Origin of the sequence: Klebsiella sp. CN_Kp100, assembly GCF_040065315.1 — a bacterium.
GTDB lineage: Bacteria > Pseudomonadota > Gammaproteobacteria > Enterobacterales > Enterobacteriaceae > Klebsiella > Klebsiella oxytoca.
The window spans coordinates 116,891-141,862 of record NZ_JBEAIJ010000043.1; the positions used below are offsets into that span (position 1 = coordinate 116,891).

At 58.7% G+C, this 24,972-nt stretch carries 21 protein-coding genes and 1 pseudogene; 17 read left to right on the plus strand and 5 right to left on the minus strand.

Features of this window, described 5'->3' with window-relative positions:
* Nucleotides 1-6 precede the first annotated feature (6 nt).
* A complete protein-coding gene (locus ABLV12_RS19260) occupies nucleotides 7-2,010 on the plus strand; it encodes a GNAT family N-acetyltransferase (RefSeq protein ID WP_160886122.1) in 2,004 nt (667 codons plus the stop codon).
* Nucleotides 2,011-2,083: 73 nt separating this feature from the next.
* Nucleotides 2,084-2,782: an esterase gene (gene ypfH / locus ABLV12_RS19265; protein ID WP_016809537.1), complete on the plus strand. Its 699-nt coding sequence runs from the start codon at nucleotides 2,084-2,086 to the stop codon at nucleotides 2,780-2,782.
* A 359-nt stretch (nucleotides 2,783-3,141) separates the two neighbouring features.
* Here ypfH and ABLV12_RS19270 read toward each other — a convergent pair whose 3' ends face one another.
* From ABLV12_RS19270 to ABLV12_RS19280, 3 genes are read right to left on the minus strand one after another with little or no spacing between them, the layout of a single operon-like run.
* Nucleotides 3,142-3,345, minus strand: coding sequence for a YpfN family protein (locus tag ABLV12_RS19270; protein ID WP_004104407.1), 204 nt, complete (start codon nucleotides 3,343-3,345; stop codon nucleotides 3,142-3,144).
* A gap of 27 nt (nucleotides 3,346-3,372) precedes the next feature.
* The gene (gene dapE / locus ABLV12_RS19275; RefSeq protein ID WP_348867233.1) at nucleotides 3,373-4,500 is read right to left on the minus strand and encodes a succinyl-diaminopimelate desuccinylase; all 1,128 of its coding nucleotides are present in this window, start codon (nucleotides 4,498-4,500) and stop codon (nucleotides 3,373-3,375) included.
* A gap of 3 nt (nucleotides 4,501-4,503) precedes the next feature.
* Nucleotides 4,504-4,857, minus strand: a complete 354-nt coding sequence (locus ABLV12_RS19280) for an ArsC family reductase (protein ID WP_004104403.1) — start codon at nucleotides 4,855-4,857, stop codon at nucleotides 4,504-4,506.
* Nucleotides 4,858-5,243: 386 nt separating this feature from the next.
* Between ABLV12_RS19280 and ypfM the strand changes: the two genes are divergently transcribed.
* Nucleotides 5,244-5,303, plus strand: a complete 60-nt coding sequence (gene ypfM / locus ABLV12_RS19285; protein WP_100181659.1) for a protein YpfM — start codon at nucleotides 5,244-5,246, stop codon at nucleotides 5,301-5,303.
* A 136-nt stretch (nucleotides 5,304-5,439) separates the two neighbouring features.
* Here ypfM and acrD read toward each other — a convergent pair whose 3' ends face one another.
* On the minus strand, nucleotides 5,440-8,553 hold the full coding sequence (gene acrD, locus ABLV12_RS19290) for a multidrug efflux RND transporter permease AcrD (RefSeq protein ID WP_064398149.1): 3,114 nt from the start codon (nucleotides 8,551-8,553) through the stop codon (nucleotides 5,440-5,442).
* 373 nt (nucleotides 8,554-8,926) lie between these two features.
* Here acrD and aegA point away from each other — a divergent pair, with 373 nt between their 5' ends.
* The 3 genes and pseudogenes from aegA to ABLV12_RS19305 all read left to right on the plus strand — a co-directional run bounded on the left by aegA (nucleotide 8,927) and on the right by ABLV12_RS19305 (nucleotide 12,680).
* Nucleotides 8,927-10,891 carry a formate-dependent uric acid utilization protein AegA gene (gene aegA / locus ABLV12_RS19295; RefSeq protein ID WP_160886120.1) on the plus strand — a complete coding sequence of 655 codons (1,965 nt, stop codon included), beginning with the start codon at nucleotides 8,927-8,929 and terminating at the stop codon, nucleotides 10,889-10,891.
* 58 nt (nucleotides 10,892-10,949) lie between these two features.
* Nucleotides 10,950-11,547: pseudogene (gene nudK / locus ABLV12_RS19300) on the plus strand (GDP-mannose pyrophosphatase NudK).
* A 65-nt stretch (nucleotides 11,548-11,612) separates the two neighbouring features.
* Nucleotides 11,613-12,680 carry a DUF1176 domain-containing protein gene (locus ABLV12_RS19305; RefSeq protein ID WP_160886160.1) on the plus strand — a complete coding sequence of 356 codons (1,068 nt, stop codon included), beginning with the start codon at nucleotides 11,613-11,615 and terminating at the stop codon, nucleotides 12,678-12,680.
* On the opposite strand, the gene tkt is transcribed toward ABLV12_RS19305, so the two are convergent.
* The gene (gene tkt, locus ABLV12_RS19310) at nucleotides 12,649-14,643 is read right to left on the minus strand and encodes a transketolase (protein ID WP_195606208.1); all 1,995 of its coding nucleotides are present in this window, start codon (nucleotides 14,641-14,643) and stop codon (nucleotides 12,649-12,651) included. The genes ABLV12_RS19305 and tkt overlap by 32 nt on opposite strands.
* A gap of 289 nt (nucleotides 14,644-14,932) precedes the next feature.
* On the opposite strand from tkt, the gene maeB reads away from it, so the two are divergent.
* From maeB to eutG, 11 genes are all read left to right on the plus strand, one after another.
* Nucleotides 14,933-17,212, plus strand: a complete 2,280-nt coding sequence (maeB, locus tag ABLV12_RS19315; RefSeq protein ID WP_004104396.1) for an NADP-dependent oxaloacetate-decarboxylating malate dehydrogenase — start codon at nucleotides 14,933-14,935, stop codon at nucleotides 17,210-17,212.
* 159 nt (nucleotides 17,213-17,371) lie between these two features.
* Nucleotides 17,372-17,707 (plus strand): ethanolamine utilization microcompartment protein EutS, encoded by a 336-nt coding sequence (eutS, locus tag ABLV12_RS19320; protein ID WP_004104395.1) that lies wholly within the window; start codon nucleotides 17,372-17,374, stop codon nucleotides 17,705-17,707.
* Between the two features lie 12 nt (nucleotides 17,708-17,719).
* Nucleotides 17,720-18,199: an ethanolamine utilization acetate kinase EutP gene (eutP, locus tag ABLV12_RS19325; RefSeq protein ID WP_004114369.1), complete on the plus strand. Its 480-nt coding sequence runs from the start codon at nucleotides 17,720-17,722 to the stop codon at nucleotides 18,197-18,199.
* Nucleotides 18,177-18,869 (plus strand): ethanolamine utilization acetate kinase EutQ, encoded by a 693-nt coding sequence (gene eutQ, locus ABLV12_RS19330; RefSeq protein WP_023321405.1) that lies wholly within the window; start codon nucleotides 18,177-18,179, stop codon nucleotides 18,867-18,869. Before eutP ends, eutQ begins: the two co-directional genes overlap by 23 nt.
* The gene (gene eutT, locus ABLV12_RS19335) at nucleotides 18,866-19,669 is read left to right on the plus strand and encodes an ethanolamine utilization cob(I)yrinic acid a,c-diamide adenosyltransferase EutT (RefSeq protein ID WP_016809541.1); all 804 of its coding nucleotides are present in this window, start codon (nucleotides 18,866-18,868) and stop codon (nucleotides 19,667-19,669) included. Before eutQ ends, eutT begins: the two co-directional genes overlap by 4 nt.
* On the plus strand, nucleotides 19,666-20,682 hold the full coding sequence (gene pta / locus ABLV12_RS19340; RefSeq protein ID WP_004104391.1) for a phosphate acetyltransferase: 1,017 nt from the start codon (nucleotides 19,666-19,668) through the stop codon (nucleotides 20,680-20,682). The genes eutT and pta overlap by 4 nt, the downstream gene beginning before the upstream one ends.
* A gap of 41 nt (nucleotides 20,683-20,723) precedes the next feature.
* Nucleotides 20,724-21,014 carry an ethanolamine utilization microcompartment protein EutM gene (eutM, locus tag ABLV12_RS19345; protein WP_000387720.1) on the plus strand — a complete coding sequence of 97 codons (291 nt, stop codon included), beginning with the start codon at nucleotides 20,724-20,726 and terminating at the stop codon, nucleotides 21,012-21,014.
* Nucleotides 21,015-21,128: 114 nt separating this feature from the next.
* Nucleotides 21,129-21,416, plus strand: a complete 288-nt coding sequence (gene eutN, locus ABLV12_RS19350) for an ethanolamine utilization microcompartment protein EutN (protein WP_004104386.1) — start codon at nucleotides 21,129-21,131, stop codon at nucleotides 21,414-21,416.
* Nucleotides 21,417-21,427: 11 nt separating this feature from the next.
* Nucleotides 21,428-22,831 (plus strand): aldehyde dehydrogenase family protein, encoded by a 1,404-nt coding sequence (locus ABLV12_RS19355; RefSeq protein ID WP_004104384.1) that lies wholly within the window; start codon nucleotides 21,428-21,430, stop codon nucleotides 22,829-22,831.
* 12 nt (nucleotides 22,832-22,843) lie between these two features.
* Nucleotides 22,844-23,683, plus strand: a complete 840-nt coding sequence (gene eutJ, locus ABLV12_RS19360) for an ethanolamine utilization protein EutJ (protein WP_160886114.1) — start codon at nucleotides 22,844-22,846, stop codon at nucleotides 23,681-23,683.
* Nucleotides 23,673-24,860, plus strand: coding sequence for an ethanolamine utilization ethanol dehydrogenase EutG (gene eutG, locus ABLV12_RS19365; protein WP_160886112.1), 1,188 nt, complete (start codon nucleotides 23,673-23,675; stop codon nucleotides 24,858-24,860). Before eutJ ends, eutG begins: the two co-directional genes overlap by 11 nt.
* The last annotated feature ends 112 nt before the right edge of the window (nucleotides 24,861-24,972 follow it).

The window sequence follows — 24,972 nt, forward strand, 5'->3', positions numbered from 1 at the left end:
TCTGTCATGGATGAACTGCGTCGTCTGACGGCGCAGATGGCGCGCGAAGGCATTCGTCGTCTGCTGGTTCTCAGCGGCGACGATGCCTGGACTCAGCTTCAGGCGCAACAAATACGCACAGCGCTGGCCGGAGACGGACTGTGGGTTGGCCCACAGCCGATGCCTGCGCCGTACGTCCCGCCTGCAGATCTGAGATCGCTGTTGGGCCGCGAATACCAGCACGCCTTTTTCGATGCCCGCGCGGGCTTTGATGTTGCTGCTTTCGCCGCGTTAGCCGGTACGCTACGCGCCGGTAGCTGGCTGGTATTGCTCACCCCCGACTTCGCCCAATGGCCGGCCCGTCCTGATGCGGATTCCCGGCGCTGGAGCGACGCTCCCGATCCCATACCCACGCCGAACTTTGTTTATCGTTTTTGCCAACAGATTGTTGCGGATAAAGCGTCCATTCTCTGGCGGCAGGGCCATGAACGGGTCGTACCCGTATTTCCCGAGCGCCCGCGATGGCATTTCGCCGATGGTCATCCGCAGGCGGAGCAGGCCGCCGTTCTTGCCGAATTGGCCGATTTCCCCCCCGGTATTGCCGCGTTGACCGCCGAACGCGGGCGAGGGAAGTCCGCTCTCGCGGGAATGCTTCTCCGCCAGCTAAAAGGTGACGCCATCGTTACCGCGCCGGCGCGCGGAGCGACGGAGGTGATGGCGGCTTTCGCCGGGGAGAGCGTTAACTTTATGGCGCCCGATGCATTACTGGCGTCCGGACGTCAAGCGGGATGGCTGATAGTCGACGAGGCTGCCGCCATCCCCGGGCCGCTGCTGCGCCAGCTTGTTTCCCGTTTCCCGAGAACGCTGCTGATCACCACCGTTCAGGGATACGAAGGGACCGGACGCGGTTTTTTACTTAAATTTTGCGCCAGCTTCGCGCACCTAAGGCAGTTTAGCCTCACGACGCCCATCCGCTGGGCTAGCGGCTGTCCGCTGGAAGCGTCAATTGCACAGTTGCTGCTGTTCAATGATGAGACTTTCCAGCATGCGCCAGGCGGCGATATCGCGCTGGAGAACGTCAGCCAGCAGTGCTGGCGGCGGCAGCCTGCGTTACCGGAAGCGATGTATCAGCTGCTCTCCGGGGCCCACTATCGCACGTCGCCGCTGGATCTCCGGCGCATGCTGGATGCGCCAGGACAGCATTTTACCTGCGCCCATAGCGGCGAGCGCATCGCCGGGGCGTTGTGGCTGGTGGAGGAGGGCGGTCTTGAGCAGTCGCTTAGCCGGGCGGTATGGGCCGGCTATCGGCGTCCGCGCGGAAATCTGGTGGCGCAGTCGCTGGCGGCGCATGGCGGTAGCCCATTGGCGGCCACGTTGACGGGCCTGCGCATCAGCCGTATTGCCGTGCATCCGGCTCGCCAGCGCGAGAGGCTGGGGCAGCGGCTGGTGGCCCGGGCGGCGGCTCAGGCTGCGGACCGGGATTATCTCTCAGTCAGTTTTGGCTATACTCCCGAACTTTGGCGTTTCTGGCAAAGCTGCGGTTTTACGCTGGTGCGGCTGGGCACGCATCGGGAAGCCAGCAGTGGCTGTTACACCGCGATGGCGCTCTATCCTCTCAGCGAAGCGGGACATTGCCTGGCAAGCGAAGAAGCCCAACGGCTGCAGCGCGACGAATTCTGGCTGCGCGAGTGGCGAGATGAACCTGTGCCGCTGACGGCGCTGAAAGCGACTATTCTTACTGAAGAAGACTGGCTGGAGGTAGCGGGTTTTGCTTTTGCCCATCGTCCGCTGCTGACCTCGGCGGGTAGCCTCAATCGCCTGCTTATGCTGGTGGTGCTGCCGCTTCCGGCGCTGCGGGCCCGCCTGCAGCAGCAGGATGAGACCGCGCTTTGCCGAACGTTAGGTTTATCCGGACGGAAAGCGCTGCTGGCCAGGCTGCGCGAAGAGGCTGCGCAGGCGCTGCTCAGCCTGGATGAAAACCGCGCCAACGACCTGCGCCGGCAGGTTCAGATGTTGCAATTTTTTAACTAACTTCATCAGTTAAATGGCATGGTCATATTCCCTCCGCGGCGTAAACTTCCTTGCAGACATTAAGGAGAAAGCCATGAAACACGATCATTTTATCGTTCAAAGCCCCGCAACACCTGCACAGCAACTGCTGCTGCTGTTTCATGGCGTCGGCGATAACCCGGTGGCCATGGGGCAAATCGGTAGCTGGTTTGCGCCGCTCTTTCCCGATGCGCTTATCGTCAGCATCGGCGGCGCGGAGCCGTGCGGCCCGGCTCCGGGACGCCAGTGGTTTTCTGTCCAGGGCGTCAGCGAAGAAAATCGCCAGCAGCGCGTAGATGCGATTATGCCGACCTTTATTGAAACGGTGCGCTACTGGCAACAACAGAGCGGCGTCAGCCCGCAGGCGACGGCGCTGATCGGCTTCTCGCAGGGGGCGATTATGTCGCTGGAAAGCATTAAAGCCGAACCGGGTCTGGCATCGCGGGTGATTGCCTTCAACGGCCGCTATGCGACTCTGCCCGAGACGGCGACGACCGCGACCACGATTCACCTGATCCACGGCGGTGAAGATCGGGTTATCGATCTGGCGTGGGCGGTTGCGGGGCAGGAGGCGCTGCAGCAGGCCGGCGGGGATGTGACGCTGGATATCGTTGAGGATCTGGGGCACGCGATTGACGATCGCAGCATGCAGTTTGCTCTCGATCATCTGCGCTTTACCGTACCGAAGCACTATTTCGACGAAGCGCTCAGCGGCAGCACGCCGAAAGACAGCGATATTATTGAACTGCTATAAATAATAAACCCGGAGGCGGCGCGTTGCGCCTGTCCGGGCTACCGGCCCGCAGACGGGCTGTAAATCTGTAGCCCGGGCAAGGCGCGTTAAGCGCCGCCCACGGGATAAGAGCGCAGAGTGGAATCATTTCCCGGAGGCGATGCTGCGCACCTGTTAGGGCTACCGGCCCGCAGATGGGCTGTAAATCCGTAGCCCGGGCAAGGCGCGTTAAGCGCCGCCCCCGGGGAAAGGGAGCAGAGTGGAATCATTTCCCGGAGGCGATGCTGCGCATCTGTCCGGGTTACTTGACCCACAGACTGACTGTAAGCCCGTAGCCTCCTCAGCGATGCGCTACCGGGAAAACCTAACAAAAAAAGATGTTACTTCTTCTTTGACGGGTCGTTCTTCGGCCAGTCGTCATCGTCATCCCACTTATCATTGAAGTCGCGGTGCGGCGGCAGATCCGGTTTATTGTTGAGAAATTTTTTATGATCAACGCGGGTAAGATCTTTAATCACGTTGATCATCACGCCCACCAAAAATACCAACACCAGGACCCACCAGTACTTCGATAGCCAATCCATGCGCTTACCTCTTCTCTATTGATGCCGTCAGGCGACCAGCTGCTCCATAATGCGTTGATACATCCGCGCCAGTAGCTGGAGGTCGGCGGCATTCACACACTCGTTTATTTTATGAATGGTGGCATTCACTGGCCCCAGTTCAACCACCTGCGCGCCCATACGCGCGATAAAGCGCCCGTCGGACGTGCCGCCGTTAGTCAGCAGCTGCGGTTTTATTTCATTATAGTGCTCAATAGCGTTAACCACCGCATCAACCAGCTTACCGCGGCTGGTCAGGAACGGCTGCCCCGAGAGCCACCAGTCCACGCTGTAGCGCAGTTCGTATTTCTCCAGCAGCGCCACGACGCGCGCTTTAATCATTTCATCGGTCAGCTCGGTGCTAAAGCGGAAGTTGAACTGGACGAACATGTCGCCGGGAATGACGTTGTTGCTGCCGGTCCCGGACTGCACGTTAGCGATTTGCATACTGGTCGGCGGAAAGAATTCGTTGCCCTTATCCCATTCGATGTTCACCAGCTCCGCCAGCATCGGGGCGGCGCGGTGAACCGGGTTATCGGCGAGATGCGGATAGGCCACGTGCCCCTGCACGCCGTGAATGGTCAGGTTGCAGGTCAGCGAGCCGCGACGGCCGTTTTTGACGACATCGCCGACGACTTCGGTGCTGGAAGGTTCGCCGACCAGGCAATAATCCAGGCGCTCATTGCGCGCCATCAGTGCTTCAACAACCTTTACGGTACCGTTTTTGGCGCTGGCCTCTTCATCTGAAGTGATCAGGAAGGCCAGACGACCTTTATGATTCGGATACTGAGCCACAAAGCGTTCTGCCGCGACCACCATCGCCGCGAGCGAGCCTTTCATATCTGCGGCGCCGCGGCCAAACAGCATGCCGTCGCGAATGGTGGGTTCAAAGGGGGGATTAATCCAGCGATCGGCGTCGCCCGACGGAACGACATCGGTATGGCCGGCAAACGCTAACGTTTCCCCGCGCCCGCGCCAGGCCCAGAAGTTTTGGGTATCTCCGAAATCCATCGGTTCAACGGTAAAGCCAATCGCACGCAGACGTTCAATCATTAACGCCTGGCATCCCGCATCATCGGGGCTGAGGGAAGGGCGGCGAATAAGCTGCTGAACCAGCTCAATGACCGGGCAAGACATAGACTACACCTCGTTAAACTGCTGATAACTTGATTCACTGAAACCCAGCAGCATAGGCTGACCGGGCGCGCAGAGCAATGGGCGTTTGATGATTGCCGGCATTTCCAGCATCAGTTTCGCCGCAGCGTCGGCGTTATTGATACCGGTGCGAACCGTTTCGTCCAGCTTGCGCCAGGTCGTACCGCGAGTATTGAGCAGCGCTTCCCAGCCGAGCTCGGCAATAAAGGTGTCTAATAAATTGCGATCCAGGCCATCGACACGATAATCATGAAAGCGATATTCTATCTGATGGGCTTCCAGCCAGCGGCGGGCCTTTTTAATGGTGTCGCAGTTTTTTATCCCGTACATGGTGAGCATGATTAAACCTTTTCCGTTGAATTAAACGATTAGCTAAGAATCTTCCGAATATATAAACCCTGAATAAATAATACGTGAATTACATTAATAAATATCGTTTTTTCCCCGCCAGAGATATTTAACGTTACATTCTGGCTTTTTTTTGAGCGATTGGCCGCGACCAGTGCTGGCCATAAGGCGGCGCCAGGCGCTTCTGGCTGATGAACAAATGTTGCTAATTGTTGCTGTCGGTCACATTAAAATGCCCGGAATCGGGTCATAGTACTTACGAACGAAAGAAATCATTCCGCAGGGGGTAATTAGAGTTATCAGAACGATAGCGCAAACGCGCTTTTAACCATCAATGAATTTGCATAAAATCACCCATAATAATAAGAGAGGCTATTATGATTGAACATGAACTGGGGAACTGGAAAGACTTTATCGAAGGCATGCTTCGTAAATAGATTTCCGCAATAAAAGCATGGCGATTTCACAGGCAGAATAATAATGCAGTTGAAGCGACCACATCAAGAAGGCGACACATCCGGTCGCCTTTTCTGTTATTTGGCCCCGGCGACATATCGCCAGGGCGCATCCTGATTATAGCGGCCGTTCCTTGAGCGGGAAGCGACGACGCACCAGCACGAAAAACAGCGGTACGAAGAAGATTGCCAGCACCGTGGCTGAAATCATCCCGCCCATGACCCCGGTGCCAACGGCATGCTGACTGCCGGAACCCGCACCGGTACTGGTGGCCATCGGCAGCACGCCGAAGATAAACGCCAGCGAGGTCATCAGGATCGGCCGCAGACGCTGGCGACAGGCGGAGAGCGTGGCGGTAAGCAGGTCCTCGCCTTTCTGATTCAGCTCATTGGCAAATTCGACGATGAGAATGGCGTTCTTCGCCGACAGACCGATCACCGTCAGCAGTCCCACCTGGAAGTAGACATCGTTTTCCAGACCGCGCATCCAGGTCGCCAGCAGGGCGCCGATGACCCCCAGCGGCACCACCAGCATCACCGAGAACGGCACCGACCAGCTTTCGTACAGCGCCGCCAGGCACAGGAACACGACCAGCAGCGAAATGGCGTACAGCGCCGGAGCCTGCGCGCCGGAGAGGCGCTCCTGATACGACATCGCCGTCCATTCAAGGCCAAAGCCGTTTGGCAGCTGGCGGGCCAGCTCTTCCATAATTGTCATCGCGGTACCGGTACTGACGCCCGGCGCGGCTTCACCGACGATTTCTACCGCTGAATAGCCGTTGTAGCGCTCCAGACGCGGCGAACCGGTCTCCCAGCGGGAGGTAGCGAAAGCGGAGAAGGGCACCATCGTGCCGCTGCTGTTGCGTACGTACCACAGATTAATGTCGTCCGGCAGCATGCGATACGGCGCGGCCGCCTGAACATAGACCTTCTTCACGCGGCCGCGGTCCATAAAGTCGTTGACGTAGCTTGACCCCCACGCGGTCTGGAGGGTGTCGTTGATATCATCGATGGAGACGCCCAGCGCCTGGGCTTTGCGCTGATCGATATCCACCTGTAGCTGCGGGCTATCGTCAAGGCCGTTGTGGCGAACGCGGGTCAGCTGGTTATTTTTAGCGGCCAGCTCCAGTAGGGTATCGCGAGCGGCCATCAGCGCTTCGTGTCCGTTGCCCGCATGGTCTTCCAGTTCCATATCGAAACCGGCGGAACTGCCCAGGCCGCTGATGGCCGGCGGGCTGCTGGCAAAGACGCGAGCTTCTTTTATTTTGTTAAACGCTTTGGTCGCGCGTTCGATGATAGCGAAAGAGGAACCGGTTGTAGGATCGCGTTGGTCCCAGTCCTTTAGGCGAACGAACATACGCGCTACGTTCTGTCCGTTGCCGCCGGGGCCGGAGCCGATGGTGGCGAACACCGATTCGACGTTTTGTTTTTCGTTTTTCAGGAAATAGTCTTCCGCCTGCTGGACCACCTTCAGGGTTTGCTGCTGGGTCGAACCGCTGGGCAATTGCACCGACGTGGTAAACATGCCGCGGTCTTCCAGCGGCAGGAATGACGTTGGCAGATGCAGGAACAGAAACACCATCCCCCCCAGCAGCAGGACGTAGATCATTATCCAGCGCAGCGAACGGTGAAGAATTTTGCCGACGGCGGTTTCGTAGCGGCTGGCGTTGCGGTTAAACGTGCGGTTAAACCAGCCAAAGAAACCCCGTTGCCCGTGGGTTTCGCCTTTATGCACCGGTGTGAGCAGCGTGGCGCACAGCGCCGGGGTAAGGATCATCGCCACCAGAACCGACAGCACCATTGCCGAGACGATGGTGATCGAGAACTGACGATAGATCGCGCCGGTGGTGCCGCCGAAGAAGGCCATTGGCACGAATACTGCCGATAGGACCATGGCGATACCGACCAGCGCACCCTGAATTTGCCCCATCGATTTTCGCGTCGCTTCACGCGGCGAGAGGCCCTCCTCGCTCATGATACGCTCGACGTTTTCCACCACCACGATGGCGTCGTCCACCAGCAGGCCTATCGCCAGCACCACCGCAAACATGGTCAAGGTGTTGATGCTGTAGCCGCAGGCGTAGAGGACGGCGAAAGTCCCCATTAGCACCACCGGAACGGCGATGGTTGGGATTAATGTCGCGCGGAAGTTCTGCAAGAACAGATACATGACGAGGAACACCAGCGCGATGGCTTCGAGCAGCGTTTTCACCACGTCGGTAATCGACGCCTTAACGAATGAGGTGGTTTCGTAAGCGACTTTATATTCCAGACCATGCGGGAAGTATTGCGACAGCTCGTTCAGACGGCTGATGACGCGTTCGGCGGTCGCCATTTCGTTTGCGCCAGAGGCCAGCTTAACCCCCAGCCCGGAAGCCGCCTGGCGGTTGTAGCGGCTGAGGTAATCGTATTTCTCCGCTCCCATTTCCACGGTCGCGACGTCGCCAAGGGTAACTTCCGAGCCGTCCTGATTAACCCGAAGGGTGATATTGCGGAACTGTTCCGGGGTTTGTAACAGCGATTGCGAATTAATTGTCGCGTTGAGCGCCTGTTTATCTACCGAAGGCGTACCGCCCAGCTGGCCGACGGCAATCTGCGCGTTCTGTGAAGAGATGGCATCGGTGACGTCTTTTGCCGTCATCTGAAAACTGTTGAGTTTGGCCGGATCGAGCCAGATACGCATCGAATACTGGGAACCATAGGCGTCAATGTCGCCGACGCCGTTTACCCGGCTGAGCGGGTCCTGAATGTTACTGGCGACGTAGTCGGCGATATCCTGTTTATCCATGCTGCCATCGGTAGAGACGAAAGCAATCGTCAGGATGTTGGTGTCCCCGGTTTTACGCACCGTCACGCCCTGGTTCTGGACGGCCTGCGGGAGTTTACGCATCGCCGACTGCAGCTGGTTCTGCACCTGCTGGACGGCTTCGTCCGGATCGGTACCGGCGGTAAAGCTTAGCGTCACGGTGGCTTGCCCGGTGCCGCTGCTCTGGGATGACATGTACATCAGGTTGTCGAGGCCGGTCATATTCTGCTCGATAACCTGGGTAACGGTATTTTCCAGCGTTTGTGCCGAGGCCCCGGGATAGTTTGCTGCGATCCTGACGTTAGGAGGGGCAAGTTCGGGATATTGCTCAACGGGAAGCGACAAAATTGCGAGCGTACCGGTCAGGCATAACAGGATTGCCAGAACCCACGCAAAAATGGGGCGATCGATAAAAAAATTCGCCATCAGAATTAGGACCTCATTTTGCACATTTTTTTGTTATTGCAGAGCCTGTGACACTCTAGCGGCAAGGGCGCAGGCAATCGTGGAGAAAATAAGGAGATAGTGTAATTTATCGTGTGCCTTTTATGGCAGCGTAAAGAACCGTCCTTCTCCCCCTACCGACGTCATCCTTTCTGCCCGTCGCCGCAGACGCGGCCTATTATCACTTAGCTAAATAAAACGTAATTTCATTTAAGTCAAAAAAATTGATCCAACTCGGGTTATTACCAAAAAATCGGCGACCTGTGCAATTGCACATTGTTCCAGCCCCGCCTTGTCGGGTAATAGATAGTCATGCGAATTGAGGGGTTATTCACCAATAAGACTGAAGGATGTCATGAACCACTTTATTTTAAGCGATAGTCATAAGTGCATCGGATGCAAGGCTTGTGAAGTTGCCTGCGTCATGGCGCATAACGATGAGCAGCATGTATTGACCCCGCAGCGTTTTTTGCCGCGCATTACGGTTATCAAAAATGAGCAAAAGCGTAACGCAGTAACCTGTCACCACTGTGAAGGCGCGCCGTGCGCACGCAGTTGTCCAAATGACGCCATCAGCCAGCTTAACGGCAGCGTCCAGGTGAATCAGGAAAAATGCATCGGCTGTAAATCCTGTATGGTTGCCTGCCCGTTTGGCGTGATGCAAATCGTCCTGACGCCGGTACAGGAGGGCAGAGTCAAAGCGACGGCGCATAAGTGCGATTTGTGTAACGGTCGCGAAGAGGGGCCTGCCTGCGTGCAAAACTGCCCGGCCGGGGCGCTGGAGCTGGCGACGGACAGCACGCTGATGAATCTGGCGAAACAGCGGCGTCAGCGCGCGGCGCGTCTGGGTCACCCCGGCGCACCGATGGCATCTTGCTCCGCCGGGAAAGTCGCACAGATGGCCGCGACGCCGCCGCGCGGCGAGCCCGACAAGCTATCCGCCGCAGCGCGTAAGGCTAATTTTGCCGAAATTTATCTTCCGTTCAGCGCCGGACAGGCCAATCACGAGGCGGAACGCTGCCTGAAATGCGGCGAAAACAGCATTTGTGAATGGACCTGCCCGTTGCACAACCATATTCCGCAGTGGATTGAGCGGGTGAAAGAGGGGGATATCGCCGCCGCCGTTGAGCTTTCTCATCAGACCAACTGCCTGCCGGAAATAACCGGTCGCGTCTGCCCGCAGGACCGCCTGTGCGAAGGGGCCTGCACGCTGCGCGATGAGCACGGTTCGGTGACTATCGGCAACATTGAACGCTATATCTCCGACCAGGCGCTGGCCAACGGCTGGCGGCCGGATCTTTCGCAGGTCGTGAACAGCGGTAAGCGGGTGGCGATTATCGGCGCCGGTCCAGCCGGTCTCGCCTGCGCCGACCGGCTGGTGCGCAACGGCGTAAGCCCGGTGGTGTTTGACCGCCATCCGGAAATCGGCGGCCTGCTGACCTTTGGCATTCCGGCCTTCAAGCTGGATAAATCCCTGCTTGCCCGGCGGCGTGAAATCTTCACCCAAATGGGCGTACGCTTTGAGCTGAACTGCGAAATAGGCAAGGATATTCCGCTGACGACGCTGCTTGATGAATATGATGCGGTATTTATTGGCGCAGGTACCTATCGCTCCATGAAAGCGGATCTGCCGAATGAAGACGCGCCCGGCGTTTACGATGCGCTGCCGTTTCTGATCGCGAATACTAAACAGGTTATGGGGCTGCTGGAGCTGCCGGAAGAGCCTTACGTCAATACCGAGGGGCTGAACGTCGTGGTACTCGGCGGCGGCGATACGGCGATGGACTGCGTGCGCACCGCGCTGCGCCACGGCGCAAAGCAGGTCACCTGCGCCTATCGTCGCGATGAAGCCAACATGCCCGGTTCGAAGAAAGAGGTGAAAAACGCGCGCGAAGAGGGGGCATTATTTGAATTTAACGTCCAGCCGGTCACCCTGGAGCTGAACGAAGAGGGGCACGTCAACGGCGTGCGCTTCCTGCGAACCCAGCTTGGCGCGCCGGATGCACAGGGACGCCGCAGCCCTTCGCCAATCCCCGGAAGCGAGTTCGTGATGCCCGCCGATGCGGTGATTATGGCCTTCGGTTTCCATCCGCACGGCATGCCGTGGCTGGAATCGGTGGGCGTGAAGCTCGACAGCCGCGGCCGAATTAAGGCCAATGTGGAAAGTCGCTATCGTTACCAGACCACTCATCGTAAGGTGTTTGCCGGCGGCGATGCGGTGCGCGGCGCCGATCTGGTGGTAACTGCAATGGCGGAAGGCCGCCACGCGGCGCAGGGGATCATGGACTTCCTCGAGGTTAAACCGATTTCGCTTCACTAACGACAAAGCGGGTTCCGCAGCGTAGTATGACATCGTTATTTCACGCTGTGGGGCCCGTATGTCACTCAATATCAACATTATCAAAGATAAAATCCTCTCCGAAAACTGGTTCGTTTTGCGCAACATGACCTATGAGCTGACGCGCAGCGACGGCAGCGTGGTTCGCCATAAACGCGAAGTCTACGATCGCGGCAACGGTGCGACCATCTTGCTGTATAACCGCCATAAGCAGACCGTCGTGCTGGTTCGCCAGTTCCGCATCGCGACCTGGGTAAACGGCAACGAAGACGGGATGTTGATCGAAACCTGCGCCGGGCTGCTGGATAGCGACGAGCCGGAGGCGTGCGTGCGTAAAGAAGCCATTGAAGAGACCGGCTTCGAAGTCGGCGAAGTGCGCAAACTGTTTGAACTGTTTATGTCGCCCGGCGGCGTCACCGAGCTTATCCATTTCTTTATTGCCGAATATAACGATACCCAGCGGGCCAACGACGGTGGCGGCGTTGATGATGAAGAGATCGAGGTGCTGGAGCTCCCTTATCATCGGGCGCTGGAAATGATGGCCAACGGGGAAATCCGCGACGGCAAAGCGGTGATCCTGCTGCAATATTTGCAAAACTCCGGGCTGATGAACGGGGATCTCTGATAAATCCGATTGAGTCAAACCTCGCCGCTGGCGAACATAGCCGCTGTTTATGGCGTGTTCATCGGGGTTGTGCCGCTCATGTGGTATCGGGTTATTTTGTTTCTGCTTTGCGGTTTGCTGCCGGCATCGCTGGTGCGGGCGGCGCCGGCGCAACAGCTCTTCAGCGACTGGCAGGTGACCTGCAACAATCAGAACTTCTGCGTAGCCCGCAACGTCGGGCTACACCACGGCCTGGTGATGACCCTTACCCGCAGCGCCGGAGCGGCAACCAGCGCCAGCCTGCGTATTGAGCTGGGAGGCGTGGGTAACCCGGTGGCGGCGCTGGCGCCGATAGCGCCCCGGCTTCAGCTCGATGGCAAACCCCTGGCCTTGAGCGATACACACTGGCAGATTGCCGACAAACTGCTGAAAACTGACGATAACGTCACCATTGACGCATTCCTGCAGCAAGTGCAAAACGCGCAGACCATCACGCTTGAAAAGGGTCTCCAGACTGTTTCTCTGCAGGGGCTCAAAGCCGCCCTGCTGTTTATTGATAGCCGGCAAAAGCGGGTGGGGAGCGAGACCGCATGGGTCGGCAAGGGAGAAGAGCCGCCGCTCAGCGTACCGCCTGCGCCGGCGCTGCGATCGGTGGTGAAAATGGAGGGGGCGCAGTCGCCCCTGAGCCGCGATGAACTTAACGATCTGATGGATTATGGCAATGAGCGCATGAACAGCAGCGCCTGTTCGCTGGATCCGTTTCGCCGCGAGGTACGGGTGTCCGCGCTGACCGACGAGAAGGTCCTGCTGATGACCAGCTGCGAAGCGGGCGCCTACAATACCATTTGGCTGGCCTGGCTGGTTTCGCGCCAGCGGCCATATATTGCTCACCCGGTACGACTCACGCTGCCCTTCCAGCCACCCGGCGATGCGCCGCGTGACGTCGAGCTGGTGAACGCCAGCTACGACGATCGGCATCAGGAACTGGTGACCCTCGATAAAGGGCGCGCACCCGGCGATTGCGGTATCCAAACGCGCTGGCGTTATGACGGCCAGCGGTTTAGCCTGGTACGCTACGCGCAGCAGCCGCAGTGCGATAACTGGCAGGGGCCAGACGCCTGGCCCACGCTATGGGTTACCCGTTCTGTAGCTCATTCGCTACGCTGACGATATGCTCAACGGTAAAGCCGAAGTAAGGGAAGAGCTTATCGGCCGGCGCGGATTCGCCATAGCCGGTCATACCGACGATTTTTCCTTTTAGCCCCACGTATTTATACCAGTAGTCGGCGATGCCGGCTTCGACGGCGATGCGGGCGCTGACGTCCGAGGGCAGGACGGATTCCCGATACGCCTCATCCTGCGCATCAAAGACATCGGTCGATGGCAGCGAAACCACGCGCACGTTCACCCCTTTGGCCAGCAGCTTCTCCGCCGCCAGCACGGTTATCTCGACTTCCGAACCGGTGGCTATCAGGATCAGGTCCGGCTTGCCGCCTGCGTCCTTCAGCACGTAGCCGCCGCGGGCGATATTCTGTACCTGCTCCGGCGTGCGCGCCATTTGCGCCAGATTTTGCCTGGAGAGGATCAGCGCCGTCGGTCCGCTATGGCGCTCTACCGCCAGCTTCCACGCCACCGCGGCTTCTACCTGATCGCACGGTCGCCAGGTGCTGAAATTTGGCGTCAGGCGCAGGCTGGCCAGCTGTTCGACCGCCTGGTGCGTCGGGCCATCTTCGCCGAGACCGATGGAGTCGTGGGTATAGACCATGATTTGCCGCGCTTTCATCAGCGCCGCCATACGCGCCGCGTTGCGGGCATATTCGACGAACATGAGGAAGGTGGCGGTATAGGGCACAAACCCGCCGTGATGCGCGATGCCGTTGGCGATGGCCGTCATCCCGAATTCACGAACGCCGTAGTGGATATAGTTACCCGCCGGATCCTCTTTCAGCGAAGTTGACCCTTTCCAGATGGTCAGGTTGCTGGGCGCGAGGTCGGCGGAGCCGCCCAGCAGTTCCGGCAGGTGCGGGCCGTAGGCATCGAGGGCATTTTGCGAAGCCTTACGGGTGGCGATTTTCGCCGGGTTAGCCTGCAGATCGGCGATATACTTCTGCGTCGTTTCATCCCACGACTCAGGCAGTCCGCCGCTCATGCGCCGCGTAAACTCCGCCGCCAGCTGCGGATGGGCCTGCTGATACGCAGCAAACTTCTCCTGCCAGCTTTTCTGCGCCTTTTGCCCTTTTTCACGCGCATCCCAGGCCCGGTAAATCTCTTTCGGGATCTCAAACGCCGGGTGATGCCAGCCGAGTTTCTGACGCGCCAGCGCCACTTCCTGTTCCCCCAGTGCGGCGCCGTGGGCCTCTTCTTTCCCGGCTTTATTCGGCGAACCGAAGCCTATCACCGTACGGCAGATAATCAGCGAGGGTTTGTCCTTCACGCTCTGGGCTTCCAGAATCGCTTTCTTCACGGCTTCGGGGTCGTGGCCGTCAATTTCATGCACCACATGCCAGTGATAGGCCTCAAAGCGTTTTGCCGTGTCATCGGTAAACCAGCCCTTCGTTTCACCATCGATGGAAATGCCGTTGTGGTCGTAGAAACCGATCAGCTTGCCCAGTCCTAACGTCCCCGCCAGGGAACACACTTCATGAGAAATCCCCTCCATCAGGCAGCCATCGCCCATAAATACGTAGGTGAAGTGATCGACAATTTCGTGTTCCGGCTGGTTAAACTGCGCCGCCAGCGTGCGCTCGGCGATAGCCAGACCCACGGCATTTGCCAGTCCTTGCCCCAGCGGACCGGTGGTGGTTTCCACTCCCGGCGTATAGCCAATCTCCGGGTGACCCGGGGTTTTTGAATGCAGCTGACGGAAGTTTTTTATCTCTTCGATGGGCAGGTCGTAGCCCGTCAGATGCAGCAGGCTGTAGAGCAGCATTGATGCGTGACCGTTGGAGAGAATAAAGCGGTCGCGATCGTACCATTTTGGGTCTTCAGGATTGTGCTTAAGGAAATCGTTCCACAGCACCTCGGCGATATCGGCCATACCCATTGGCGCGCCAGGGTGGCCGGAGTTGGCTTTCTGTACTGCATCCATACTCAGGGCGCGGATGGCGTTGGCTAGTTCTCTACGGGACATAATGTGCTCCTGAAACAATGAGTTGCATGAGTTTTTATTGGTTTAGGATAGAGAGGGTGATGAGTTGCATAACTAAAAAGCATAGCAGACGGGGCTATCATTGCCTCCGAATCTAAGTTACATAAACATTATAAATCGATAACAAACATAACTTTGTTATGGCGAGAGTATGGCGGTGTTCAAAGTTTACGAAGCCGTCAGGCGAGATACTAGGTAGCCCTTTAGGGTGAACACCAGGTACGCCATTACGTTTCACCCCCTACGATCGATACGTGAAAGGAACGATAAAATGGATGAGCAGTTAAAACAAAGCGCCCTTGATTTCCACGAATTCCCGGTCCCCGGAAAAATCCAGGTCTCCCCAACAAAACCGCTTGCTACCCAACGCGATCTGGCTCTGGCCTACTCGCCGGGTGTCGCCGCCCCCTGTCTGGAAATCGAGAAGGATCCGCTGGCAGCCTATAAATATACCGCCCGCGGCAACCTTGTGGCGGTGGTGTCCAACGGCACGGCGGTGCTGGGACTGGGCAATATCGGCGCGCTGGCCGGTAAGCCGGTAATGGAAGGTAAAGGCGTTCTGTTTAAAAAATTCGCCGGTATCGATGTATTCGATATTGAAGTCGATGAGCTTGACCCGGACAAATTTATCAACGTCGTTGCAGCGCTGGAGCCGACCTTCGGCGGTATCAACCTCGAAGATATCAAAGCGCCGGAGTGCTTCTACATTGAGCAGAAGCTGCGCGAGCGCATGAATATTCCGGTCTTCCATGACGATCAGCACGGGACGGCGATTATCAGTACCGCGGCGATTCTGAACGGTCTGCGGGTGGTGGAGAAAAATATCTCCGACGTGCGGATGGTCGTATCAGGCGCGGGCGCGGCGGCGATTGCCTGTATGAACCTGCTGGTGGCGCTGGGAATGCAGAAACACAACATTGTGGTCTGCGACTCGAAAGGGGTTATCTATAAGGGCCGTGAGCCGAATATGGCGGAGACGAAAGCGGCCTATGCGGTAGAAGACAGCGGCAAACGTACGCTGGATGATGTGATTGACGGGGCGGATATTTTCCTCGGCTGCTCGGGCCCGAAAGTGCTGACCCAGGAAATGGTTAAAAAGATGGCCCGCGCGCCGATGATTCTGGCGCTGGCTAACCCTGAGCCGGAAATTCTGCCGCCGCTGGCGAAAGAGGTGCGCTCCGATGCTATTATCTGCACCGGCCGCTCCGACTATCCGAACCAGGTGAACAACGTGCTGTGCTTCCCGTTCATCTTCCGCGGCGCGCTGGACGTCGGCGCAACGGCGATTAACGAAGAGATGAAACTGGCGGCGGTGCATGCGATTGCCGAACTGGCTCACGCAGAACAGAGCGAAGTGGTGGCCTCCGCCTACGGCGATCAGGACCTGAGCTTCGGTGCGGAATATATCATTCCGAAGCCTTTCGACCCGCGGCTGATCGTCAAGATTGCTCCGGCGGTGGCGAAAGCGGCGATGGACTCCGGCGTCGCGACGCGCCCAATCGCCGATTTTGATGCCTACATCGAGAAGCTCAGCGAGTTTGTCTACAAAACGAATCTGTTTATGAAGCCGATTTTCTCGCAGGCGCGCAAAGAGCCGAAGCGGGTGGTGCTGGCGGAAGGCGAAGATACCCGCGTGCTGCACGCGACTCAGGAACTGGTCTCCCTGGGGCTGGCGAAACCGATCCTTATCGGCCGGCCTGGCGTCATTGAGATGCGTATTCAGAAGCTGGGGCTGCAGATCAAAGCCGGAGTTGATTTTGAGATCGTGAATAACGAATCCGATCCGCGCTTTAAAGAGTACTGGAACGAATATTACAACCTGATGAAGCGCCGCGGGATCACCCAGGAGCAGGCGCAGCGGGCGGTGATCAGCAATACCACGGTCATCGGCGCGATCATGGTGCAGCGCGGCGAAGCCGATGCGTTGATCTGCGGCACCATTGGCGATTATCACGAACACTACAGCGTAATACAGCCGCTGTTTGGCTACCGCGAAGGGGTTCATGCGGCAGGGGCGATGAACGCGCTGCTGCTGCCGAGCGGCAACACCTTTATCGCTGACACCTACGTTAACCACGATCCGTCGCCGGAGCAAATTGCCGAAATCACCCTGATGGCGGCAGAAACCGTTCGTCGATTCGGGATTGAGCCGCGGGTAGCGCTGCTTTCGCACTCGAACTTTGGTTCTTCGGACTGCCCGTCCGCCAGCAAAATGCGCCAGGCGCTGGAGCTGGTGAAGACGCAGGCGCCGGATTTGATGATCGATGGCGAAATGCACGGCGATGCCGCGCTGGTGGAAAGCATTCGCAATGAGCGGATGCCGGACAGCCCGCTGAAAGGTTCAGCCAATATCCTGGTGATGCCGAATATGGAAGCGGCCCGTATTAGTTACAACTTACTTCGCGTTTCCAGCTCGGAAGGCGTGACCGTGGGGCCTGTGCTAATGGGTGTCGCAAAGCCGGTACATATCCTGACGCCAATTGCGTCGGTACGGCGTATCGTGAATATGGTCGCGCTGGCGGTTGTTGAAGCGCAAACTCAGCCGCTGTAATAATCATTTAATTAATTCAGGCGCGGGAATTCTCCCGCGCTTTTTTATTTCTGTTTATAAGTGATCTATCTCACTTTTCAAATCAACTTGCCGAATTTTGTTATTTACTCCAGCGGAAACTTGTCACGATAAGCGCAAGTTTTAGCGGAGCGGTGAGTTATGGATAAAGAACGCATCATTCAGGAGTTTGTCCCCGGCAAGCAGGTGACGCTGGCGCACCTGATTGCGCACCCTGGGGCAGAACTGGCGAAAAAGATCGGCGTTCCCGAATCCGGCGCTATCGGCATTATGACCTTAACCCCTGGCGAAACCGCCATGATCGCCGGTGATTTAGCGATGAAAGCCGCCGATGTGCATATCGGTTTTCTCGACAGGTTTAGCGGCGCGCTGGTGATTTACGGCTCAGTGGGAGCGGTTGAAGAGGCGCTGATTCAGACGGTTAGCGGGCTTGGTCGATTATTAAATTACACCCTCTGCGAGTTAACTAAAAGCTAATTAGAGGCTGCGATGAAGCGTATTGCATTTGTCGGTACGGTGGGCGCGGGAAAAACAACGCTATTTAATGCGCTGCACGGGAATTATTCCCTCGCGAGAAAAACGCAGGCCGTGGAATTTAATGAAAAAGGCGATATCGACACCCCAGGAGAATATTTTAGTCATCCTCGCTGGTATCACGCATTAATTACCACGCTGCAGGATGTCGATACGCTGATTTATGTCCACGCGGCAAATGATACCGAAAGTCGTCTACCCGCCGGGTTACTGGATATTGGGGCGAATAAACGCCATATCGCCGCGATTAGCAAAACGGACATGCCGGACGCTAACGTCGCCGCGGTGCGGCAACTGCTGTACGAGATGGGGTTTCAGGAGCCAATTTTCGCGCTCAACGCTCACGACCCGCAAAGCGTAGAGCAGCTGGTGAATTACTTGAGTGAGCTCAGCCAAAAGGAGGAAGGGGCAGGTGAAGAAACTAATCACAGCTAACGATATTCGTGCGGCCCACGCGCGAGGTGAAGAGGAAATATCGGTTGTGCTGCGCGCCAGCATCATCACCCCGGAAGCTCGCGAAGTCGCGGAGCTGCTGGGCGTCGCCATCAAAGAGTGCGATGAGTCCGCGCCAGAAGCGGCGGTACCGGTGGAGGAGGGCAAAACCGAAAGCCAGCGCATTCGCGAAACCATTATTGCCCAGCTGCCGGAAGGGCAGTTTACCGAAAGCCTGGTCGCGCAGCTGATGGACAAGGTGATGCAAGAAAAACAGTCGCTGGCGCTGGGCGATATGCAGCCCAGCTTTAAGGCGGTCACCGGCAAAGGCGGCGTCAAAGTCATTGACGGCAGCAGCGTGAAATTTGGCCGCTTCGACGGCGCGGAACCGCACTGCGTCGGCTTAACGGATTTAGTCACCGAGCAGGACGGTAGCAGTATGGCCGCCGGATTTATGCAGTGGGAAAACGCCTTTTTCCCATGGACGCTGAACTATGACGAAGTCGACATGGTGCTGGAGGGAGAACTCCACGTACGCCATGAAGGTGAAACCATGGTGGCCAAAGCCGGCGATGTGATGTTTATCCCGAAAGGCTCCAGCATTGAATTCGGCACGCCATCGACCGTGCGCTTCCTGTACGTCGCCTGGCCTGCGAACTGGCAATCGCTATGAAAGATTTTATTACCGAAGCCTGGCTCAGAGCGAACCATACGCTCAGCGAAGGGGCAGAAATTCATCTGCCCGCCGACGCTCGTCTGACGCCTTCGGCCCGGGAACTGCTGGAGAGCCGCCGTCTGCGCATTAAGTTTCTCGATGAGCAGGGAAGCCTGTTTGTCGATGACGACGCGCAGCAGCCGCAGCCGGTACACGGTTTAACCAGCAGCGACACACATCCGCAGGCCTGCTGCGAACTGTGCCGCCAGCCGGTCGAAAAAAAACCGGACACCCTGACCCATCTGACGGCGGACAAAATGGTCGCTAAAAGCGATCCGCGCCTGGGCTTTCGCGCCGCGCTCGACGCCACCATCGCCCTGGCGGTATGGCTGCAAATTGAACTGGCGGAGCCATGGCAGCCCTGGCTGGCGGATATCCGCTCGCGTCTGGGCAATATTATGCGCGCCGACGCTATGGATGAACCGCTGGCGGCGCAGTCCATCGTCGGCCTGAATGAGGATGAGCTGCATCGCCTTTCCCACCAGCCGCTGCGCTATCTCGGCCACGATCATCTGGTGCCTGAAGCCTCTCACGGCCGCGATGCCGCCTTGCTCAATCTGCTGCGCACCCGGGTTCGGGAGACGGAAACGATCGCCGCCCAGGTCTTTATTACCCGCAGCTTTGAGGTCTTACGTCCGGACATTCTGCAGGCGCTCAACCGCCTCTCCAGCACCGTCTACGTGATGATGATTTTATGCGTGGCAAACCATCCGCTAACCGTCAGCCAGATCCAACAACGCCTGGGAGGGGAGCAATGATTATTCAACGCGCTCGTCAACTGGCTTTGCGTTCGCCCGCCCGGGTGGTGTTTCCGGATGCCCTGGACATTCGCGTTCTTAAAGCGGCGCACTACCTGCAGCAGCAGGGGCTGGCAAAGCCGATTTTGATCGCCAGCCCTTTTGCTCTGCGCCAGTTCGCCCTCAGCCACCGGTTGCCGATGGACGGAATGCAGATTGTCGATCCGTACAGCAACCGGCAAATGCGCGCCGCCTTTGCCCGGCGCTGGCTGGATCGGGCCGGGGAAAAAACGCCGCCGGACGCGGAGGAAAAACTCAACGACCCGCTGATGTTCGCCGCCGCCATGGTCAGCGCCGGAAAGGCCGACGTGTGTATTGCCGGCAATCTCTCCTCGACGGCGAACGTACTGCGCGCCGGATTGCGCATTATTGGCCTTCAGCCTGGCTGCAAAACGCTGTCGTCGATCTTTCTGATGCTGCCGCAGTACGTCGGACCGGCGCTGGGATTTGCCGACTGCAGCGTGGTGCCGCAGCCGACGGCGGCGCAACTGGCGGATATCGCTATCGCCAGCGCTGAGACATGGCAGGCGATTACCGGCGAGGAGCCGCGGGTGGCGATGCTGTCGTTTTCCAGCAACGGCAGCGCCCGCCACCCCAACGTCGCCAACGTACAGCAGGCCACAGAGATCGTGCGTCAGCGCGCTCCGCAGCTGATGGTGGATGGCGAACTGCAGTTTGACGCCGCCTTCGTGCCGGAGGTCGCCGCGCAAAAAGCGCCCGACAGTCCGCTGCAGGGACGGGCCAATGTGATGGTTTTTCCATCGCTGGAGGCGGGCAACATCGGCTACAAAATCGCCCAGCGTCTGGGCGGCTATCGTGCGATCGGGCCGCTGATTCAGGGGCTGGCCGCACCGCTCCATGACCTCTCCCGAGGCTGTAGCGTGCAGGAAATTATCGAACTGGCGTTAGTGGCAGCCGTGCCGCGCCGGAGTGACGTAAGCAGCGATTGCCGCTTACCCATGCAGGTTGAATGAACGGTCCCGTTCTGGACCCCCTTACGCAAGAGGAAAACACAATGGAAGCATTAGGAATGATTGAAACCCGGGGCCTGGTTGCGCTGATTGAGGCCTCTGATGCGATGGTAAAAGCCGCGCGCGTGAAGCTGGTTGGCGTGAAGCAGATTGGCGGCGGACTGGTCACCGCGATGGTGCGCGGCGACGTGGCGGCGTGCAAGGCCGCTACCGATGCCGGCGCCGCTGCGGCGCAGCGTATCGGCGAGCTGGTCTCGGTGCACGTGATTCCGCGTCCGCACGGCGATCTGGAGGAGGTGTTCCCCATCAGTTTCAAAGGCGACAGCAACATCTGATGGTTAGCCGGATAAGGCGCGCCGGGGTTGTCCTTCGGCATTAACGCGCGCCATTGCCTGATGGCGCTGCGCTTATCCGGCCCATGACTCACCACGCAATCCAGGGAGGCGGGTATGAAACTGGCAGTCGTCACGGGACAAATTGTCTGCACCGTCCGCCATCAGGGGCTGGCGCACGACAAGCTGCTGATGGTGGAGATGATTGATGCTGCGGGCAAGCCCGACGGACAGTGCGCCGTCGCCATCGACAGCATCGGCGCAGGGCCCGGCGAATGGGTGCTGCTGGTCAGCGGCAGCTCGGCGCGACAGGCACACCGCAGCGACGCGTCTCCTGTGGATTTGTGCGTCATCGGTATCGTCGATGAAGCGGTGGCCGGCGGCCAGGTGATTTTCCATAAATAGGACTGAACATCATGAACCAACAGGATATTGAACAGGTGGTGAAAGCCGTACTGCTGAAAATGAAGGACAGCAGCCAGCCGGACAGCGCCGTTCATGAGATGGGCGTCTTTGCCTCCCTTGATGACGCCGTCGCGGCGGCAAAGGTGGCTCAGCAGGGGCTGAAAAGCGTGGCGATGCGCCAGCTGGCGATTCACGCCATTCGTGAGGCAGGCGAAAAACATGCCAGAGAATTAGCGGAGCTTGCCGTCAGCGAAACCGGCATGGGACGCGTTGAAGATAAATTTGCCAAAAACGTGGCCCAGGCGCGCGGCACGCCGGGCGTCGAATGTCTCTCCCCGCAGGTGCTGACCGGCGATAACGGCCTGACGTTGATTGAAAACGCGCCGTGGGGCGTGGTGGCCTCGGTCACGCCCTCCACCAACCCGGCGGCAACGGTGATTAATAACGCTATCAGCCTGATTGCCGCGGGCAACAGCGTGGTGTTCGCCCCGCATCCGGCGGCGAAAAGAGTCTCTCAGCGGGCGATTATGCTGCTCAACCAGGCGGTAATTGCCGCGGGCGGTCCGGCCAATCTGCTGGTCACCGTGGCGAACCCGGATATCGAAACGGCCCAGCGGCTGTTTAAGTACCCCGGCATTGGTCTGCTGGTGGTCACCGGCGGCGAAGCGGTGGTGGAGTCCGCACGCAAGCATACCAATAAACGTCTGATTGCCGCCGGGGCCGGTAACCCGCCGGTAGTGGTCGACGAAACGGCCGATCTGGCGCGCGCCGCGCAGTCCATCGTCAAAGGCGCCTCGTTTGATAACAACATTATCTGCGCTGACGAAAAGGTGCTGATTGTCGTCGATAGCGTCGCCGACGAGCTGATGCGCCTGATGGAAGGCCAGCAGGCGGTGAAGCTCAGCGCGGCCCAGGCCGAGCAGCTTCAGCCGGTGCTGCTGAAGAATATCGATGAGCGCGGCAAAGGTACGGTCAGCCGTGACTGGGTGGGACGTGACGCGAGCAAGATTGCCGCCGCCATCGGCCTGAGCGTTCCGCCGCAGACGCGCCTGCTGTTTGTTGAAACGCCGGCCAGCCATCCGTTTGCCGTGACTGAACTGATGATGCCGGTACTCCCTGTCGTACGGGTGGCCAGCGTCGATGACGCTATTGCGCTGGCGGTGCAGCTGGAAGGCGGCTGCCACCATACGGCGGCGATGCACTCGCGCAATATCGACAACATGAATCAGATGGCCAATGCCATTGATACCAGCATTTTCGTCAAAAACGGGCCGTGCATTGCTGGGCTCGGACTGGGGGGAGAGGGCTGGACCACCATGACCATCACCACGCCGACCGGGGAGGGGGTGACCAGCGCACGTACCTTTGTCCGTCTGCGTCGCTGCGTGCTGGTGGATGCGTTCCGCATCGTATAAGGAGTGAAAGAGATGGCGCACGACGAACAACGTTGGCTCACTCCCAGGCTACAAAAAGCCGCGGCCCTGTGTAACCAGACGCCTGCGAACAGCGGTTCGCCGCTGTGGCTGGGCGTGGATTTAGGCACCTGCGATGTCGTGTCGATGGTGGTCGATGGCGATGGCCAGCCGGTTGCAGTGTGCCTGGACTGGGCTGACGTCGTGCGCGACGGCATCGTCTGGGATTTCTTCGGCGCCGTTACCCTCGTGCGCCGCCATCTCGACGTTCTTGAACAGCAGCTCGGCTGCCGCTTCACCCATGCGGCGACCTCTTTTCCGCCGGGTACCGACCCGCGTATTTCGATCAACGTACTCGAATCTGCCGGCCTGGAAGTTAGCCACGTGCTGGATGAACCGACCGCGGTGGCGGATCTGCTGCAGCTTGATAACGCCGGCGTGGTGGATATTGGCGGCGGTACCACCGGCATCGCCATCGTTAAGCAGGGTCTGGTGACCTACTCCGCCGATGAAGCGACCGGTGGCCACCATATCTCTCTGACCCTCGCCGGAAATCGTCGCATCCCGCTGGAAGAGGCGGAGCAGTACAAGCGCAGCAACGCGCAGAAGATCTGGCCGGTGGTGAAGCCGGTGTACGAAAAAATGGCGGAGATCGTTGCTCACCATATTGAAGGACATGGCATTGCCGATTTATGGCTGGCGGGCGGCTCCTGTATGCAGCCGGGCGTGGACGCGTTGTTTCGCAAACGCTTCCCGGAATTACGGGTGCATTTACCGCAGCACAGCCTGTTTATGACCCCGCTGGCGATAGCCAGCAGCGGGAGAGAGAAAGCGGAGGGAATCTATGCAAGCTGAACTGCAGACGGCGCTCTTTCAGGCGTTCGATACCCTGAATCTGCAGCGGGTGAAAACCTTCAGCGTGCCGCCGGTAACGCTGTGCGGCCTCGGCGCGCTGAGCGCCTGCGGACAGGAGGCGCAAGCGAGGGGCCTAAGCCATCTGCTGGTGATGGTCGATAGTTTCCTGCATCAGGCGGGAATGACCGCCGGGCTTGCTCGCAGCCTGGCAATGAAAGGGGTGACGATGACCGTCTGGCCCTGTCCGCCGGGAGAACCGTGCATTACCGACGTCTGCGCGGCGGTGGCGCAGCTGCGCGAGTCGAAGTGCGACGGCGTGGTGGCCTTTGGCGGCGGTTCGGTGCTGGACGCGGCGAAAGCGGTCGCGCTGTTAGTCACCAACCCGGAGCAGACGTTAAGCGCGATGACGGAAAGCAGCGTACTGCGCCCGCGTCTGCCGCTGATTGCGGTGCCGACCACCGCCGGAACCGGCTCGGAAACCACCAACGTGACGGTGATTATCGATGCAGTCAGCGGGCGTAAGCAAGTGCTGGCCCATGCCTCGCTCATGCCGGACGTGGCGATTCTCGACGCCGCCCTGACCGAAGGCGTTCCGCCACAGGTGACGGCAATGACCGGGATTGACGCGCTGACCCACGCCGTTGAGGCATACAGCGCGCTCAACGCGACGCCCTTCACCGACAGCCTGGCGATTGGCGCGATAGCGATGATCGGCCGGTCGCTGCCGAAGGCCGTTGGCTACGGCCAGGATCTTGCCGCGCGCGAAAGTATGCTGCTGGCTTCCTGTATGGCGGGGATGGCCTTTTCCAGCGCGGGTCTGGGCTTATGTCATGCGATGGCGCATCAGCCTGGCGCAGCGCTGCATATTCCGCACGGCCAGGCCAACGCCATGCTGCTGCCGACGGTGATGGCGTTTAACCGTATGGTGCGCCGCGAGCGTTTCAGCCAAATCGGTCGGGCGTTAACCGGCAAGAAAACCGACGATCGTGAGGCTATCGCCGCCGTACGCGAGCTGATTGCTGAAGTGGGTCTGAGCAAACGACTCTCGGATGCCGGCGCGATGGCCGAACATTTCAGCGCATGGGCGCAGGCGGCGCAGGAGGACATTTGTCTGCGCACTAATCCACGCACCGCCAGCCGGGAGCAGATTATCGATCTATACGCGGCGGCGCACTGATGCGGCGTTAACCCCGGCTGATTATCCCGGAGGCGACGCTGCGCGTCTGTCCGGGCTACCGTCCTGGCGTTGGTTGTATGCCCATGGGACGTCTTTACACATAACGAATGAC